The sequence below is a fragment of the Bacillus sp. S71 genome, assembly GCF_016625265.1.
Lineage (GTDB): Bacteria > Bacillota > Bacilli > Bacillales > Bacillaceae_G > Bacillus_A > Bacillus_A cereus.
In genome coordinates, this window is the sequence record NZ_JACVUW010000001.1 from 633,287 (window position 1) to 651,369 (window position 18,083).

An 18,083-nucleotide genomic window follows, 5' to 3' on the forward strand; every position below is an offset into this window, starting at 1 on the left:
TAATTCAATCCACACAACAAAAAAAGACTATCAAAATTGATAGTCTTTAGTCGTCGCTACGCTGCATACCAGTATACATTAATACGAGACGTAATAATTCAAATACCGCTACAGCTGCAGCTGCTACATATGTTAATGCCGCTGCATTTAATACTTTACGAGCTTGGCCATATTCATCTGTTGATACGATACCTAACGCTTCAATTTGTTGCATTGCACGCTTTGAAGCATCGAACTCAACTGGTAATGTAACAAGTTGGAACACAACACCTGCAGCCATTAAAATAATTCCTAATAACAATAGTTTCGACATTGTCGCAAATATACCAATCATAATAAATACCCATGATATATTCGATCCAAAATTCGCCACAGGAACTAACGAATGACGAATACGCATAAAGTTATAATCTTGCGCATCTTGAATTGCGTGTCCTACTTCATGTGCTGCCACTGCTGTACCAGCAACTGAATGTCCATAATAGTTATCTGTTGATAATCGAACCGTCTTGGCCGTTGGATCATAATGGTCTGATAAATGACCTGGTGTTTCTTCCACAGCTACATTGTATAATCCATTTTCATCTAAAATTTTTCGAGCCACTTCCGCTCCTGTCATACCTGATGTTGAATAAACTTGTGAATACTTGCTATAGGCACTTCGTACTCTTGACTGTGCATACAACGGTATGATCATTATGATCGCGAAGTAAATTAAATAAAACATCATGAACCTCCATTGAAGTTTTAATTATAGTACTTCTCATTCTATTTTCTTCTGCCACTATTGTCAATGAATAAACCTTACAATCCATATCTTTACTTATTACATTATCTATTTTTAGAATGCACATTACTTTTTCTTTTTTCTCTCTCTCCTTTATACTTTCTCCATCCAACATAAGTTAATGTGAATAAAATAAGTCCCCCAGTAATTGTCATAAACCAAATGAGAGAAGGTGCGATTTCATCCTTTTTTACTGTGTGAAATATCTTTTGCAAATCCCCTTTAATAATCCCTAATTGCATTTGGCCACCTTTCGTTTTTAACATAACGTTACGAAATTCATCCAAATAAGATAAATGAACATTTACACGCTGTACCTCGTTTTCTGGCAAAGCAATCATTAAACTTGGATAAATAATATTGAATTCATTTAAAAATGTATTTAATGTTTGTTGAAACTGCCCAGCATCTTCTTTTTCCATCGCTTTTTCCATTTGAGAAAAGGCATCCATTACTTTCCTTTCTCTTTCCATCCAAAGTGGCTGATATTTCGATACTTGTGCATCAACAGCAAGTTGTAATGCCAACACATTATCCATTTTAGCTTGCTTACCTAAACCTTCTTCAGAGAGCGATTGCTGCGCCTTGTCGTAAGCTAAAGAAATAACTCTAACTTGATCTGGTGTTACTTCATGCTTCTTTTCATTCCCCTTCATTAAAAATTGCTCTGAGAAAAGTTGTAATACTTGTACCGCTTTTTCATCTTCATTACGCTTCACTAACTGTAACGAGTCGTCTAACAACCCTGTTAGCTCATTCCACTCTTCAGCATATATACGTAACGGAAACATTATAATTAGAAATGCTATCAATCCAATTAATGTTCTCTTCATCCCGGTCCCCCCTATAACTACTAGTACAAAATATGTTAATTGGGACAAGAATAGAACAGAACTGAACCGAAAAATATATTATCGTTTTACAAAGAAAAAATTCTCTTTAAGCAGAGAATTTTTTCTTTGACATCCTTTTCTTTTTTACGAAATATCTATATAAGCTATAACAAAGTATACTACCACCTAAAATGAATAATAAAATAGCACACGCAGCATGCATAAAGAACTCCTCTGGTAGCATTAATATAACTGGATCCGTTTCAATATCAAACATCCAATAATCATTACTGAATAAAAGCTTATGGAATAATACAAAGCTCTTTTCAAAATTAATAGCGATTGGTAACATAAGCGCTATCGGAAAAATAATTGTTAAAATTGATCCGTGCAGTAAAAACTTTTCATTTTTCTTTTTTAATAAATAAATTCCCCCTATCACTGCAATCATAATTGTCGCATACATCACATATTGAATCTTTACTAAAATATTTTTAACATCTACAAAATGAATACGGCCATTTGTAGACATATCTAATGTTGGCAAATGTAATGCTCCGTCATAAAACGGGGATAAATATGTAATAAGCACATCGTAATTTCTTTTAATTTCATCCTTCGTCATATCCGCTAAATCAGGAATATTTAAAAAATCAATTTCAAAATAATACAGCCATTTTCCATACACAACTGCCGTTGTTGCGAGTGCAAAAATAGAAAATGCTATGCTATATGAAACAACTAAAGTAATCAATCGATCCAATATTTTTGTACCACTCTTATTTTTCTCCATGTTCTCCCCCTAAATGTTCTAACCATCATAAAGAAAATTGTTTCCTGTGCTCACGTAAGCAACAATAATATGTAATACATAGTACAGCAACGCTTAACCAAAACGTAAAATAACCAATTTCCTCTACAAACAAATGCATAATTCCATATCGTGGCATTTGCCAAAATAAATAATCAATTGCATCGTTATGCAACGTCCATACACCCGCTACTATAAAATGCCATTTTTTTATACGGTAAAATGGAGCATATAAAACACCTTGCACTGCCATCGCAAAGTGCGAAAGCATTAACATGTAGCCCATAAGGCCAATAGGACCTTTTACGTAAATCATAATCGCATTTACAACAACAGCCCAAATACCATATTTTATTAAAGTAACAATCGCTAGCGCTTCTATTAATCCCCAGTTTCTCTTTGTCAAAAAAGCAATTAAAACAAAGACAAAAAAGAGACTCGCCATAGGACTATCTGGTACAAACGGCCAAAATATAGGTGACGTTTCTTTCAATTGATTTCCGTACCATATAAATCCATAAATTGTACCTAATAAGTTAACAATTAATAAAAATAATAATACCGAGCGTTGTCTTAACATTGCATACAAGTACACCAATCCGTATGTCCAACACCTTTCAAGCAAAGTAATTCATTCACTAAATCCTACTCTATTATAACAAACTTCATCCAACTAAATAGAAAAGCTGACTACAAATTTTGTAGTCAGCTTTTTTATTATTTTTTATTATACTTTGCAACGAATTCCGAAAGCTTCTTCAGTTCCTCATCTGTACCTTTAAATACACCTTTAGGCATGGAACCTTTTCCATCTTTCGCAATTTTAGCAATTTCTTCTGGCTTTAAAGTTAAGTTTTGCAGTGCTGGTGCTGCCGCCCCGCCCTGTAAGTTGTCACCATGACATGTTAAACAAGTATTTTTTTGCATTAATTTATAGCCATCATCATTTTTATCAACTGGCGCGGTTTTTACAATTGCTCCTTGTTTCTTTGCAGCTTCCCAGTCGTGGTGTGCTACAGATTCCCAAGTTAAAAAGATAATCGATGCAATTGCTAAAAGCATAAATCCAGTTGCTACAGGACGCTTCAATGGACGTCTTTCTGGACCTCGATCAAGAAATGGAGCTAACAGTAATGCACCAAACGCAATCCCTGGCATAATAAACGCTCCAATTACAGTAAATGAACCGGAAGCATAAGAATACTTTAATAACTGATACAAGAATAAGAAATACCAATCTGGAAGTGGTATATACCCAGCATCTGTTGGATCCGCCATTCTCTCAAGCGGCGACGGATGCGCCACTGTTAAACATAAATAACCGATTAAAAAAACTGCACCAACCATCCATTCTTTTAACAAGAAGTTCGGCCAAAATGCTTCTGTTTTCCCTGGGTATTCAGAATAGTCTTTTGGAATATTTGGTTTCCGAGCTACCGGTACCCGAGAATCTCCTACAAACTTCATCCCTTTGCCGCGATGCATAATCTCCCTCCTTTAGTTCTTTCCCCTTTAATTTAGCAATCTCTTATAGTGGACCGGAAATACCTTGTTTGCGAATCATGATGAAGTGGAAGGCCATTAAACCTAGAAGTGCTGCTGGTAAGAAGAAGACGTGAATAGCAAAGAAGCGAGTTAATGTTTGAGCGCCAACAATTTCGGAATGACCAGCGAGTAATGTTTTAATATAAGGACCAATGAGCGGTGTTTGCTCTGCAATTTGAATCCCTACTTTTGTAGCAAATAAAGCTTTCATATCCCACGGTAATAAATATCCGGTAAAACCAAGACCTAACATAACAAAGAAAATAAGAACACCAACAATCCAGTTTAACTCACGGGGCTTTTTATACGCACCTTGGAAGAAAACTCTGAGTGTATGTAAAAACATCATTACAATTACGAGACTAGCACCCCAGTGGTGCATACCACGAACAATTTGCCCATAAGCAACTTCATTTTGTAAATAGTAAACTGATTCCCAAGCATTTTTAATATCAGGCACATAATACATCGTCAAAAACATTCCAGATAAAATTTGAATTACAGTAACGAAAAAGGTAAGTCCTCCAAAGCAATAGACGAATGCAGAAAAGTGATGTGCCGGGTTTACATGTTCAGGTACTTCATGATCAGCGATATCACGCCATATCGGTGTAATATCTAATCTTTCATCTACCCAATCATAAATTTTATTTAACATCTACTTTGCACCCCCTCTTGGCTTCGCTTTTCCTAGATACAGCGTTCCATCTTTCACTTTAGACTCGTACACATCCAGCGGAGCAAGGGGTGGCGTACCTTTAATGTTCATCCCATCTTTTGTATAACGACCCCCGTGACATGGACAAAAGAATTGATTCGGATGTGCTTTGTCCGAATTCCAGTTAACTGTACATCCTAAATGTTTACATACTGGAGAGAACGCAACAATGTCTCCGCTTTCATCTTTATGAACCCAAGCCGATTTTGGTTCTTCAGACTTGTACCAACCATCAACCTGTTTCACTTTAAAATCGAAACGCTTCGGCTCTGTTGTAATATCCTTTACTTGCGCAACAGCAACCATATCTGTTCCGGCTTCTTTTCTTAACACCGGATCAAGCGCAAATCGCGTCATCGGCATTAAAATACCGGCAGCCATAAAGCCTCCTACCCCTGTGAGTGTGTAATTTAAAAATTGTCTTCTTGACACGCGATGTTCTTTCTCGCTCACGAAAATTTCCCCCCTCTATCAGAAATTGTCCCCTCGTGATAAATTATATAAAAAATAAAAACTAGGACACTATCATGATATAATACGCTCATGCACAGGTCAATATCATACTACTCATAATAATAAGAACTTTCTGTTTATTGTGAGTTTCCCCACTTCTCTTCCAACATCACCATTATATTTTTTATATGCGCATGAATAACTTCTCTTTTTGCTTGATCACTAAATTGTTCTAATGCTAATGAAGGGAACCAAAATAAATCTCCCTGTAACTCTTGCATATCCTCTTTCCATGAAAAATCACTTGTAACATAAGCAATATGCTTAAAACCTTCGCTTCGTAAATGATTTGTCCATTCTTGCAAACGACCTTTTTCATTCTTTTGACTTTCTACCAAATACGTAAACGCAGGTAGTAAAAGCACTCTTCCTTTATACTCTCTTTCCAATTCCGTGCTCAACAATTCGATAAATTCACCTTGTTCTACAACCATTTTCATTTCTTGTGCTGCCGAAATTGATAAAAGCGGTATTACTCCTGTATCAACATACTCTCTTGCTTGTTCAAACTGTTCCACATCTTTTACACTCCACTTCAAATTCCTTCCCTCCTTCACTCGCAAATGACAGAACTTTCACTTTATATATATTAAACCATACTAAAAGAGGTAAAAAAAGAAAAACTACCCAATATAGGTAGTTTTTCTTGGCGAAAGTCTGAAATTTGTAAAAATTTATTAATCCAAATAAATTCTATAAAGTCTTTAACTCGGCCGTTAATCTATGAAACGCTTCCTTATCTTGCTTATCTAACGCTTCATCAATTTGTTTCAAAAGGCGTTCTCTCCTAAATGAAAATACACTTTCTTCCAAAAACCTTTCTGCAAGTAAACGATCTTTTTCATTTACTTCAATATGCTTTGGTAGATATGGGTTTTCTTCTAATACAGCTACATAATTCGCATTTTGAAACGATGATTTAAAGTTGAGTTGAATATAAATATCCTCATCTCGATTTAAACGAATATCATGAAACGATTTTTCAGCATCTGTTGTCATAACATTTTGTTTAAAAAAGTGAAACGGTGTGTCTTTCACACAATTCGCTGACATCACTAAGCCACGCGGACAATATTTTGCATGCTCTACGAAGTGGACTTTATGCATCAATTGGTCGTGACTCATTAAATAATTCAGAATCCATACACATTCACGCTGTTTCAGTTGGTAATTATTCAAAAACCATTTTACAAAATCCTTCTTCTCGTTTACAGAAACAGGGGTATTCATAGCAATTAAGTCCCTCCTCTGTCTTTCTCTTTTCTTTTTAGATTCAAGAAGCGGCATTCAGTTTCCTTCCAACTTATGAAAAATCCTCTAAATTATATAACAACTCTTCAATATGAATTTGTGTCGGGTCTAGTTGTAATAACTGGGTAAATACTTCTTTCGCCTCTTTTCGCTTTCCTTCTTCCAATAAGAAATAACCGTATTCTTCTAAGAAGTCTGGATGATTCTTAAAAGAAGTATATGCACTTTCATAGTGTTTTAATGCATCCGAATACATTTCTAATTGTTTTTTTGCATACGCAAGGTCCCAAAGTAGTTGTGTATCTGGTTCTCCACTATCAATAGCACGCTCTACAATTGCAATTAACTCTTCGTACTTTTCTTGTCCTTTTAAGATATACGCATATTTTAATGTTGCGCCTAAATGCCCTGGGTCTAACTCAAGTGCTTTTTGAAGAACTTCCTCTGCTTCTACTATTTTTCCTAATTTCGCCGCAATGTTCGCTAACTCTACATAAAACGGAACTGAAAGCTCATCTACTTTAATTCCTTCATGAAGCGTTTCATAGCTTTCTTGAAGCATTCCTTCTTTTTCATAGCTTTTCGCTAAATACATGTACAGTGATGCGTACTCAGGGTCTAATTCTTTTAGTTCTTGCCAAGCACCGATTGCTCTCTGATATTCTTCACCTTGGTATAATGTGAAGGCATATCCAAATAATGAGTGAATATCTTTTTGTTCCTCTAGGCCTGCTTCATAATAAGAAATCGCCTCTTCCCAGTTTCCAATCGCACTTAACGTTTCTGCAAGGCGAAGTGCGATCACAACACCACCCATTACTTTATGTTCAGCTAATAGCGATTCATAATAAGTAATTGCCTTTTGTTCTTCACCTTTACTACTATATAATTCTGCTAACCCAAACGTAATAACAGGTTCATCAGGCATCATTTCTTTCGCCTTTAATAGTTTTTGCTCTGCTACATCATCAAAACCTTGCATTTGGAATAAATCTGCAACAAGTAATAACGATTGAACATATAAATCGTCATTTTCTGGAATATCATGAAGTACTTCAATCGCTTCATCTTCTTTATCTAGATCAATATATAATTCTGCTAAAAATACAGTGAATTCACTTTCTTCCGGATACAGTAAACGTAAGTCTTCAGTAATTGCTAATGCCTCATCTGTAAATCCAAGTGTATGATAGTAACGAGCGATATCATACTTCTCTTCATCATTTGCAATTTTTAATTGTTCTTTTAATAATTGTAATCCTTTTTCCGCTTCACCATTTTCAATATATGAAACAGCTTGTTCAAACTTTTGCATAAACGTCTCCTTTAATTCTAAAAAATATTCTCTTCTGTTCATTTATCATAAGCAACTCACTGTTAGAACGCAACCTTTAGAATGAGCATGCTTCTTCTTATACTTCTTCTTACAGAGTAGGTAATTGTTCAAAAGGTTCGGATATGACACCGATACCTTATCATCATCTTCTATTGTACCGCTTTCTTTTATGACCGTGCAAATAACTTCTCTCACTAATTATCAAGCCATACAAACCGTGATTTACAGAACAACTTAATTACCAGTCTTCAACCTTTATTTTTAATATGATAAAAAAGGCTCCTATAATAGGAGCCTTCACAATCTCTTAAGAATATGTTTCTTCTTTCTGTACTTGCTCATTTACAAGCTCTTTCAGCAACTCTATAATTTCATCATTTTCTTCTTTCAAACCGACAGTAATACGAATACCATCATCGATACCAAATGCAGCACCAGAACGAACGATATATCCTTTTTTCATTAATCGTTCGAAAGCTTCATTACCTGGTATACCAAGTTTTAAGAAAATGAAATTTGTTTGAGATGGATAATAGAATACGTTATATTCTTTACAAAATGCATAATACTGATTTAGACCTTCAGCATTCTTTTTCACACAATCTTGTAAAAAGGCTTGATCTTCTAATGCAGCGAGTGCTACAGATTGCGCTACAGTTGATGTATTGAATGGTAACCTCGCTACTTCTAGCTGTCCGATTAACTTCGCATCCCCAATCGCATATCCGATACGAAAAGCAGCTAAACCATATGCTTTTGAAAACGTGCGTAAAACCATAAGATTTTCATACTTTTCAAGAAGTGGCAATGTTTGCGGATAGTCTTCTGCTTCCGCGTATTCATAATATGCTTCGTCCATAATAACGAGAGCCGACTTAGGAACTGATTCTAAAAATGAAAGTAATTTTTGTTTCTCAACATATGTACCTGTCGGATTATTCGGATTACAAATCCATACAATTTTCGTTTTATCATCTACTTGCTCTAGCATTGCATCTAAATCGTGAATACCGTCTTTAAGTGATACTTCACGAACTTCTGCTCCTTCAATAACAGCATGGTGATGATATTGTGAAAACGTAGGATTCGCCATTACAACGTTTGTTCCTTCATGTAGTAACGCTCGGCTAATCATTTGAATGACTTCATCTAATCCACTACCAAATAGTAGTTGTTCTGCTTTTACACCTAAATGTTCCGCTACTTTTGTCCGAAGTTCAAAGGCATATCCATCTGGATAAAGGGCATATTGGCTCGCTAAAGAAGTTAATGCTTCTGTCACACGCGCTGAGCAACCGAATGGATTTTCGTTCGATGCTAATTTCACAATTTTCGATAATCCATATTCCCTTTTTACTTCTTCAATGTTTTTCCCAGGCACATACGCTCTCAAAGTTAACAATTGCTCTTTCACTCTCATTTTTCTTCCCCCAGTCATTTCATTCAATTTGATTACAATACAGTTATAGCCCCTTACTGTAATCTTTTATCATAACCGTCACTATTACGAGAATACCTCTAAATGAGCACTTCACAACACTTCGCTATCATTTTAAACCATATCTTTTTGAAATGCCTCTAACGCAATATGAACAGTCTCATCTGAAATAGATACGACATTCACTACCCCATATTCCTGCATAAGCACCATATGAATTGCTCCTGCATTTGCTTTCTTATCTTGTTTCATCAATTGAACGAGGCGCTCTACATTCAAATCTCTTGGCATTTTTGGATAGCCGTATTTCAAGAACCACTGCTTCATATCTTCATAAGCAAGATCAACCTTGTACACTTTCTCACTTAAAAATATGGCGAATAACATTCCAACCGCTACGCCGTCACCGTGAGTAATATTCCCATACCCTAGCTCTTTTTCAAGAGCATGTCCTAACGTATGTCCAAAGTTCAAATGGGCACGTACACCCTTCTCTGTTTCATCTTGTGACACAACATTTGCCTTTACAGGAATCGCCTTCGTTAATATATGGATTAACTTCTCATCACGAAGATCCGCTAATGTTTGCACTTCTTCTTTTAACCAATGATATAGCTCCACATCACCAATAAGAGCATGCTTTATCACCTCTGCATAACCTGAACGCCACTCTTTTTCAGGAAGAGACTGTAAAAACGGTGTATGATATACAACCGCTTCTGGCTGATGGAATGCACCAATCATATTTTTACCTAACGGATGATTAATCGCTACTTTCCCACCTACTGCGCTATCGTGCGCTAATAAAGTCGTCGGAACCTGCACAAAGCGAATACCCCGCATAAAAGATGCAGCAACAAAACCAGCTAAATCTCCAATCATTCCGCCTCCAAGTGCAAGAATTAAAGAATTTCTATCTAATTTATTTTCAAGAGCTGACGTATGAGCCGCATAGAAATTTTCGAAAGACTTCTCTTTTTCGCCACTTGGTACAACAAACGAAAACACGTCCTGCTCCACTTGTAATGCATCGATAACTGTCTGTAAATGTAGTGATGCAACAGCTTCATCTGAAATGATCATTACGTTAGATACAGCTGGCTGCATATTTTGAACGATCATTGTTAAGTTTGACAACGCTTCTTTACCAACATGTACATCATATTCTTTTGATTTCGTTTGAATATGTATGTTTCCCATTAAAATCCCCTCGCATATTCATTGTGTTTCTCAATATTTTCACGAATTAGTTCCATACGATCTAATCCGAATTGTTCTATTAAAGCTGTTGCTAATTCCCAAGCCACAACCGCTTCTGCAACGACACTAGCTGCTGGCACTGCACAACTATCTGAACGTTCAATGCTCGCTGTAAAAGGCTCTTTCGTATCAATATCTACACTTTGAAGAGGTTTATAAAGTGTAGGTATCGGTTTCATCACACCGCGCACAACAATTGGCATTCCAGTCGTCATACCGCCTTCTAATCCACCTGCATTATTTGTTCTTCTTGTATATCCATGCTCCTCATTCCATAGAATTTCATCATGAACTTCACTTCCCGGTCTATGCGCTGCTTCAAAACCAATTCCAATCTCGACACCTTTAAAAGCATTAATGCTCATAATTGCAGCTGCTAATTTCGCATCCAGTTTTCGATCATAATGCACGTAGCTACCTACTCCAATTGGCATTCCTTCCACAATTACTTCAACGATTCCACCAATTGAATCACCATTTGCTTTCGCATCATCAATCGCTTTCATCATTTGGTTACCAGCTTCGTCATCTAAGCAACGTACAGGAGATGCTTCTGTAATACTCTTTAATTCTTCAATTGAACTATACGTAACCTCCTTAGCTTGTACACCGCCAATTTCAATTACATGGCCCGCCACTTTAATACCAAGTTCTGCTAACACCTTTTTAGCAACCGCACCAGCAGCAACACGCACCGTCGTTTCGCGCGCTGACGAACGTTCCAGTACATTCCTCATATCTCTATGACCATATTTAATTGCACCATTTAAATCAGCATGCCCAGGCCTTGGTTTTGTCACTTTCCTTTTTATCTCTTTTTCTTCCTGCTCAGTTAAAGGCTCTGCCCCCATAATTTTTGTCCAATGGGCAAAATCACGATTTTCAACAACGAGTGCAATAGGGGAACCTAATGTTTCTCCATGTCTAACACCACTTAAAATTTGCACTTGATCCGTTTCAATTTGCATGCGTCTACCACGCCCATATCCCTTTTGCCTTCTAACTAACTCTTCGTTTATATCATCCGCTACTAAAGACAATCCTGCTGGAACACCTTCTATAATCGTTGTAAGTTGCGGACCATGAGATTCACCAGCTGTAATATATCGCATACGTTATTCCTCTTTTCGTATATGTATTTATCTCACTATATTAACTTTTATCATTCTAAAAATATTAAAGAAATTATATCATAAATCGATCATTTTCTTATTCTATATTTCCGATAGGCCTAATTTAAATATCAATATATCATAACAGCTCAAACTTCGTAACTAATTGAAAATAAAAAAAGTGCAAGAAGAATACCCCTATTCTCCTTGCACTTTTTACTATTATCACAGTGATTAAAGCGTTTACAAATTATTTCAAAATAATTAGTAAATCCATTCATTCATTAATTTTGAGTAGTCAACTAATTCTTCTTCTTTAAAGAAAATAGCAATCTCGCGCTCTGCGCTTTCTAAAGAATCAGAACCATGAATAATATTTTTCGCAACAGTTACACCGAAATCTCCACGAATTGTTCCAGGAGCTGCTTCATGTGGTCTTGTTTTCCCCATCATGTTACGCGCTGTATCTACTACACCTTCACCTTGCCATACCATTGCGAATACAGGTCCAGATGTAATAAAGTCTACTAACTCACCAAAGAAAGGTTTTTCCTTATGCTCAGCGTAGTGTTGTCCAGCAATTTCCGGAGTGACTTGCATTAATTTTGCACCAACTAATTGAAAGCCTTTTTTCTCAAAACGAGCTACAATTTCCCCAATGAAGGCACGTTGTACACCGTCTGGTTTTACCATTAGAAATGTTTTTTCCATAAAAAATCTCTCCACTTCTGAATTATGTATGTAATTGTATATCCCCACACACATATTATCACCCTTATCACAATTGTGCAATAGTTTTGAAATAGAGAGATTATTTTATTTTTTAGAATAAACATTAAAATTTTCGTTTTCCAATATACTTTGCAACATTTTGTAATGCATACTTTGCTTTTCCACGTGGGAGTGGTTTTATTATTTCTAAAGCTTTATGTAAATAACGTTCACTAAACGCAAATGCTTGATCAATTGCTGGACTATTTTTTACAGCATCAATAATTTCTTGCATTTCACTTGCTGTTGTATTTTCATGTACAGATGTGATTTTTTGACGAAGTACTGGATCTTCCATCGCATATAAAGCAGGGAGCGTTATGTTTCCTTGTAATAAATCTCCACCAGCAGGTTTTCCAAGTTTCTCTTCTGTGGAAACGAAGTCTAAAATGTCATCAATAATTTGATAAGACATTCCTACAAAATACCCATACCAAAATAGACGATTTACTGTATCACGATTAGCACCAGCAGCAATCGCTCCCAATTGACAACTCGCGGCAATTAATAATGCTGTTTTTCGCTTTATTCTTCTTAAATACGTTCTTAAATTTTGGTCATAATTGTATTTATCTTTAATTTGTTCAATTTCACCTTTACAGACTTCTAAAATAGTATGTGATAACGCTTGATGCGCCTCTGGGATTTCGATATTTGTTATACATTCAAGAGACTTAGCGAACAAATAGTCCCCTGTATACATCGCAATACGATCTCCCCATTTCGCATTCACAGTCGCACTGCCGCGTCGTAAAAATGCAGCATCAATAACATCATCGTGAACAAGAGAAGCCATATGAATAAGCTCTAATGCAACAGCAACATGCTTAATCGCATCTAACTTATAATCTCCAAATTTCCCTGCAAGCAACACAAATACAGGACGAATTCGCTTCCCACCAGCTTCAATAAGTTGTAATGCTGCCTCTTCTACTAATGGCTGTTCAGAAGCAACTGTCTTTTTTAATTCTTTTTCTATCACATTAATATCCGATCGTAAAAAAGAGTACATAAGTTGTAACTTCATATTGTTCACCTTAACCTAAAACTTCTTTTTTCTTTTTTCTATTTTGATTCTGGTTTAATACCTAAATGCATCGCTGCTACCCCAAAAGTAAATGGTTTCACTTGCACACGTTCAAGTCCAGCTTGCTCAAACATTTGGGCCAATTCTTTCATCCCTGGGAATGCACTAGCAGATTCTTGAAGCCATGAATATTCTTTATAACTTTTCGCAAACATCTTTCCAAATAACGGCATGATATATTTAAAGTATAAAATATACCCTTGTCGAAAACCAATCATTGTTGGTTGAGATGTTTCTAAACAGATTACTTTTCCACCTGGTTTTACTACACGCGTCATTTCTTTTAATACGTGCATATAATCCGGTACGTTACGTAAACCAAACCCAATTGTTACATAATCAAACGTATTATCTTCAAATGGAAGCTCCATTGCATTCCCATGTAGAAGTTCTACTTGTTTTAATTGTAACGCCTCTACCTTTTGCTTACCGACAGATAACATATTTTCACTGAAGTCTAAGCCAACAACCTTTCCTTGCTCACCTACCGCTCCAGCTAGCGCAATTGTCCAATCTGCGGTTCCGCAGCATACATCAAGCGCTTTACTGCCAGGTTGTACATCCATAATTCGCATCGTTTCTTTACGCCACGCTTTATGTCTTTGAAAACTAATTACAGAATTCATCACATCGTATTTATCAGAAATCTTTTCAAATACGTCATGTACTCTTTCTTCTTTTGATTGTTGCATGCTCGTACCTTCTTCCAATGTAAAATTGCTTATGTCTTCTATTTATCCCTTAACACAGAATTTATTTCATTTACGTCTGTGTGATTTTCTAAAAATTGTTTTTCTTTCTTTCTCAATTCCATCATCCAACCATTAATCACTACTTCTGCTTTATCCCCTAAAGCATCTTGCATAGCTTGAAAAACAGGTGAATGTTGTTTATCAGCATACAATTGAATTTCTTTTTGAAGGCGATTTCCACCTAATACGTATGTGATAAATGGCTTCCAATGTGATAAATGAAAATGATCACATGTTTTTTGAAGGAGCGCAGACTCAATCGTTACTACGCTTTTCATTATGTCATCCGTCGTTTCATGCGCTTTTTGGTATAACATAATTTTGTGTTCATTTATCTCTTTAATTCCTTCAGCAAGTGCACGAATTAAAACAATATCACGATTCATAGACAATAAATAATAATATAGTCCACTATAGTAATCGCCTGCAAGTACTGTTAATTGACGACATTTATGGAATTCAATCTCTTCCTCGCCTGCTTTATTTGATACCCTTTCATGCGTATCAAGCGCAATTTGTACAAGCATAATTGTTACTACGTAATGCTCAATTTGTTCTATATGTAAGTTTGCACTCTTTAAAGCACCATATAACAATGCTATCTTTTCCTCATCAATAAATGGTTCTTCAATATAGTTTATAAAATAAGGATGGCGTAATTTCTCCATCAATTTCTCTTTTATACCCGCATACCCTCCGTAGATGTCACACACAAAAAATCACCCTTGTTTTCTAATTCATAAAACTTATTATAACACATACACTCTATTTTCTATAACCAAAACTTGGCTACACCTACCATTCATGTAAGCAATCTTTCTAATCTCACTCTGTCTAGCTAAAACTATATCATTTATTTACTAAAAAAAAAAAGAAAAGCAGTTTCCCGCTTTTCTTTACTTCGCTTTAATAAACGATAAAATTTCACTGCGCGCTGCAGCATCATTTTCAAGCACACCACGCACTGCTGTCGTTACTGTTTTCGCACCTGGTTTTTTCACACCACGCATCGTCATACACATATGTTCTGCTTCTACTACTACCATTACACCATGAGGCTCTAGTACTTCCATAATAGAGTTCGCTACTGTTGATGTAATACGTTCTTGCAGTTGTGGACGACGTGCAATTGTATCTACAGTACGAGCTAATTTACTTAACCCTGTCACCTTTCCACCTTGCGGAATATATGCAACGTGAGCAACTCCATAGAATGGAACTAAATGATGCTCACACATCGAATAAAATGGTATATCTTTTACTAGTACAAGCTCTTCGTGATCTTCTCCGAATACTTTATGCAAATGCTCTTTCGGATCTTCATGCATACCTGAGAACACTTCTGCGTACATTTTTGCAACACGCTTTGGCGTATCAAGTACTCCCTCACGATTTGGATCATCCCCAATCGCCTCTAAAATAAGGCGTACTGCATGTTCAATTTGTTCTAAATTAACTTTTGCCATCCGCTAGCCCTCCCGAAAACCTAAAAGTGATACGAACACATTCTAGCATATTTATGTTTTTAAAAGCAAAAAGAAGAGTTCCCAAAAAGGAAACTCTTCTTCCCTGTTAATATGTAAGGATTATTTAACCGCATCTTTTAACGCTTTACCAGGTTTGAATGCAGGTACTTTACTTGCAGCGATTTCAATCTCCTCACCTGTTTGTGGGTTACGACCTTTACGAGCCGCACGCTCACGAACTTCGAAGTTACCGAATCCGATCAGTTGTACTTTATCACCTTGTTTTAAAGCTTCTAAGATAGAATCAAAAACAGCGTCTACTGCTTTTGTTGCGTCCTTTTTAGAAAGGGAACTTGCTTCTGCAACAGCATTGATTAAATCTGTCTTGTTCATGCCATTCACCTCCTCCCAAAGATAAGACTGTATAATGATCATAAAATGAGTCTTACTTTCATTTGTAGGCAATTTTTACAAATTCTATACTACAAAGATGTAGATAAATCATTATCAACGCCTATATTATACGATTCTCCTTTATAATTCAATATTTTTAAGGAAATTGTTACTCTGAAAATGTGAAAATCTGATGAAACTTGACAATTTACAACAATGTATTAGATAATGACTGTTTATTTTTCTATTTTATAATCGAAAAAACAAAAAATCCCTCTACAGTGAGAGGGATTTTTCTTATAGTATAATCGCAATTAATCCGCCAGATCCTTCATTAATAATTCTTTCTAGCGTTTCTTTTAATTTATATCTAGCATTTTCTGGCATTAAAGATAATTTCGCCTGAATTCCTTCTCGAACAATCGAGCTAAGCGAACGTCCAAATATATCAGAATTCCAAATTGATAACGGGTCATCTTCAAAATCTTGCATTAAATAACGAACTAATTCTTCACTTTGCTTTTCAGTACCAATGATCGGCTCAAACGTTGACTCTACATCTACTTTAATCATATGAATAGATGGCGCTACCGCTTTTAACTTCACACCAAACCTTGAACCGTGACGAATAATTTCTGGCTCATCTAAGCTCATATCCGCTAGCGCAGGGGCTGCTACACCATATCCTGTTTGCTTAACCATACGCAATGCATCTGCCACTTGGTCATATTCTATTTTCGCATGAGATAAATCGAGCATAAGCTTCAATAAATGATCTTTCCCTCGAATTTCTACTCCTACTACTTCTTTTAAAATCTGATCATATAATTCATCTGGCGCATATAAATCAATCTCCGCCACACCTTGCCCCATATCAATGCCAGCTAGGCTCGCTCGATCAATAAATTCATATTGACTAAACTGCCAAACAACGCGATCCACATCACGAAGACGTTTTATATCCTTCACAGTTTCTTGAACTGCTTCTTGATAACTTTGACGCAACCAATGCCCTTCATTTAGCACCATTACCCAGCTCGGAAGGTTCACATTCACTTCTAATACAGGGAATTCAAATAGCGCTTCACGAAGTACATTATATACATCTGTTTCTCTTAAACTCTCCACACTCATTGCAATAACCGGGATATCATATTCTTCTGATAAACTTTGGCGTAATTGCTCTGTATCTGGATGATACGGCTGTACCGTATTAATTATCATAATGAAAGGTTTTCCTACTTCTTTCAACTCATTTACAACGCGTTCTTCTGCCTCTATATAATCTCTTCTTGGAATTTCACCAATTGTTCCATCTGTTGTAATTACAACACCAATTGTTGAATGTTCTTGAATTACTTTACGCGTGCCGATTTCTGCAGCTTCATGGAATGGAATAGGTTCTTCATACCAAGGGGTATTAATCATGCGCGGGCCATTCTCATCTTCATAGCCCTTCGCTCCTGGAACCGTATATCCAACACAATCTACTAATCGAATGTTCACTTCAAGTCCTTCATCTACTTCGATAGAAACCGCTTGGTTTGGAACAAACTTCGGTTCCGTCGTCATAATTGTACGACCAGCAGCACTTTGAGGCAATTCATCCTGCGCTCTTTGACGGTCAGACTCATTCTCAATATTTGGAATAACTACAAGTTCCATAAATTTTTTAATGAATGTTGATTTCCCTGTTCGAACAGCTCCTACAACTCCAAAATAAATATCACCGCCTGTTCGTTCTGCAATATCTTTAAAAATATCTACCTTTTCCAAGTGATTCCCTCCCTCAAAATTTTTGGGAATAATTCCGCGTTTATAGTCAACTAATACCTTCTCTAACGTTGCCTATAATATCTGATATAATATAATGGTATTCTAGAAGTTCGGACAATATATCATATAATTTTGTCCAATTTCATATGACTATTAAAAAATATCTTTTGTTTGCATCGTAAGTTGTATAACATAAAAAACCTTTCTTCTAGAACTTATTCACTAAAAGAAAGG

The 18,083-nt window shown here is 36.1% G+C and carries 20 protein-coding genes; all 20 read right to left on the reverse strand.

The window, feature by feature from the left end; all coding sequences use genetic code 11:
- Positions 1-46: 46 nt before the first annotated feature.
- Positions 47-730, reverse strand: coding sequence for a zinc metallopeptidase (locus IBT51_RS03025; RefSeq protein WP_011109966.1), 684 nt, complete (start codon positions 728-730; stop codon positions 47-49).
- 101 nt (positions 731-831) lie between these two features.
- The gene (gene ypjB / locus IBT51_RS03030; RefSeq protein WP_000831589.1) at positions 832-1,620 is read right to left on the reverse strand and encodes a sporulation protein YpjB; all 789 of its coding nucleotides are present in this window, start codon (positions 1,618-1,620) and stop codon (positions 832-834) included.
- Positions 1,621-1,726: 106 nt separating this feature from the next.
- A complete protein-coding gene (gene lit, locus IBT51_RS03035) occupies positions 1,727-2,413 on the reverse strand; it encodes a lipoprotein intramolecular transacylase Lit (protein ID WP_000414374.1) in 687 nt (228 codons plus the stop codon).
- Positions 2,414-2,438: 25 nt separating this feature from the next.
- Complete coding sequence (lhaT, locus tag IBT51_RS03040) at positions 2,439-3,029, reverse strand: lipoprotein heptaprenylglyceryl N-acetyltransferase LhaT (RefSeq protein ID WP_141241095.1); 591 nt, start codon at positions 3,027-3,029, stop codon at positions 2,439-2,441.
- A gap of 119 nt (positions 3,030-3,148) precedes the next feature.
- The gene (gene qcrC, locus IBT51_RS03045; RefSeq protein WP_000554601.1) at positions 3,149-3,916 is read right to left on the reverse strand and encodes a menaquinol-cytochrome c reductase cytochrome b/c subunit; all 768 of its coding nucleotides are present in this window, start codon (positions 3,914-3,916) and stop codon (positions 3,149-3,151) included.
- Between the two features lie 43 nt (positions 3,917-3,959).
- On the reverse strand, positions 3,960-4,634 hold the full coding sequence (gene qcrB / locus IBT51_RS03050; protein WP_000932700.1) for a menaquinol-cytochrome c reductase cytochrome b subunit: 675 nt from the start codon (positions 4,632-4,634) through the stop codon (positions 3,960-3,962).
- Positions 4,635-5,147, reverse strand: a complete 513-nt coding sequence (qcrA, locus tag IBT51_RS03055; RefSeq protein ID WP_001290420.1) for a menaquinol-cytochrome c reductase iron-sulfur subunit — start codon at positions 5,145-5,147, stop codon at positions 4,635-4,637. It abuts the gene before it with no gap.
- A 137-nt stretch (positions 5,148-5,284) separates the two neighbouring features.
- Entirely contained in the window at positions 5,285-5,746 is a 462-nt protein-coding gene (locus IBT51_RS03060) for a YpiF family protein (RefSeq protein ID WP_000872171.1), read from the reverse strand.
- A 154-nt stretch (positions 5,747-5,900) separates the two neighbouring features.
- The gene (locus tag IBT51_RS03065) at positions 5,901-6,437 is read right to left on the reverse strand and encodes a ReoY family proteolytic degradation factor (RefSeq protein WP_001095925.1); all 537 of its coding nucleotides are present in this window, start codon (positions 6,435-6,437) and stop codon (positions 5,901-5,903) included.
- Positions 6,438-6,510: 73 nt separating this feature from the next.
- A complete protein-coding gene (locus IBT51_RS03070) occupies positions 6,511-7,773 on the reverse strand; it encodes a tetratricopeptide repeat protein (RefSeq protein WP_001168673.1) in 1,263 nt (420 codons plus the stop codon).
- A gap of 328 nt (positions 7,774-8,101) precedes the next feature.
- A complete protein-coding gene (gene hisC, locus IBT51_RS03075) occupies positions 8,102-9,214 on the reverse strand; it encodes a histidinol-phosphate transaminase (RefSeq protein WP_001264022.1) in 1,113 nt (370 codons plus the stop codon).
- Positions 9,215-9,346: 132 nt separating this feature from the next.
- The gene (gene aroB / locus IBT51_RS03080; protein WP_200458004.1) at positions 9,347-10,432 is read right to left on the reverse strand and encodes a 3-dehydroquinate synthase; all 1,086 of its coding nucleotides are present in this window, start codon (positions 10,430-10,432) and stop codon (positions 9,347-9,349) included.
- Positions 10,432-11,604, reverse strand: a complete 1,173-nt coding sequence (gene aroC / locus IBT51_RS03085) for a chorismate synthase (protein WP_200458005.1) — start codon at positions 11,602-11,604, stop codon at positions 10,432-10,434. Before aroC ends, aroB begins: the two co-directional genes overlap by 1 nt.
- Before the next feature lie 264 nt (positions 11,605-11,868).
- Positions 11,869-12,315, reverse strand: coding sequence for a nucleoside-diphosphate kinase (gene ndk / locus IBT51_RS03090; protein WP_000415883.1), 447 nt, complete (start codon positions 12,313-12,315; stop codon positions 11,869-11,871).
- Between the two features lie 124 nt (positions 12,316-12,439).
- The gene (hepT, locus tag IBT51_RS03095) at positions 12,440-13,402 is read right to left on the reverse strand and encodes a heptaprenyl diphosphate synthase component II (RefSeq protein ID WP_000776079.1); all 963 of its coding nucleotides are present in this window, start codon (positions 13,400-13,402) and stop codon (positions 12,440-12,442) included.
- A gap of 38 nt (positions 13,403-13,440) precedes the next feature.
- The gene (gene menG, locus IBT51_RS03100; RefSeq protein ID WP_001187668.1) at positions 13,441-14,154 is read right to left on the reverse strand and encodes a 2-heptaprenyl-1,4-naphthoquinone methyltransferase; all 714 of its coding nucleotides are present in this window, start codon (positions 14,152-14,154) and stop codon (positions 13,441-13,443) included.
- 38 nt (positions 14,155-14,192) lie between these two features.
- On the reverse strand, positions 14,193-14,927 hold the full coding sequence (locus IBT51_RS03105) for a heptaprenyl diphosphate synthase component 1 (RefSeq protein ID WP_200458006.1): 735 nt from the start codon (positions 14,925-14,927) through the stop codon (positions 14,193-14,195).
- Between the two features lie 183 nt (positions 14,928-15,110).
- Complete coding sequence (folE, locus tag IBT51_RS03110; RefSeq protein WP_001151481.1) at positions 15,111-15,680, reverse strand: GTP cyclohydrolase I FolE; 570 nt, start codon at positions 15,678-15,680, stop codon at positions 15,111-15,113.
- Positions 15,681-15,800: 120 nt separating this feature from the next.
- Complete coding sequence (locus tag IBT51_RS03115; RefSeq protein WP_001043860.1) at positions 15,801-16,073, reverse strand: HU family DNA-binding protein; 273 nt, start codon at positions 16,071-16,073, stop codon at positions 15,801-15,803.
- A 297-nt stretch (positions 16,074-16,370) separates the two neighbouring features.
- Positions 16,371-17,849: a stage IV sporulation protein A gene (gene spoIVA, locus IBT51_RS03120; protein ID WP_000416519.1), complete on the reverse strand. Its 1,479-nt coding sequence runs from the start codon at positions 17,847-17,849 to the stop codon at positions 16,371-16,373.
- Positions 17,850-18,083: the final 234 nt, after the last annotated feature.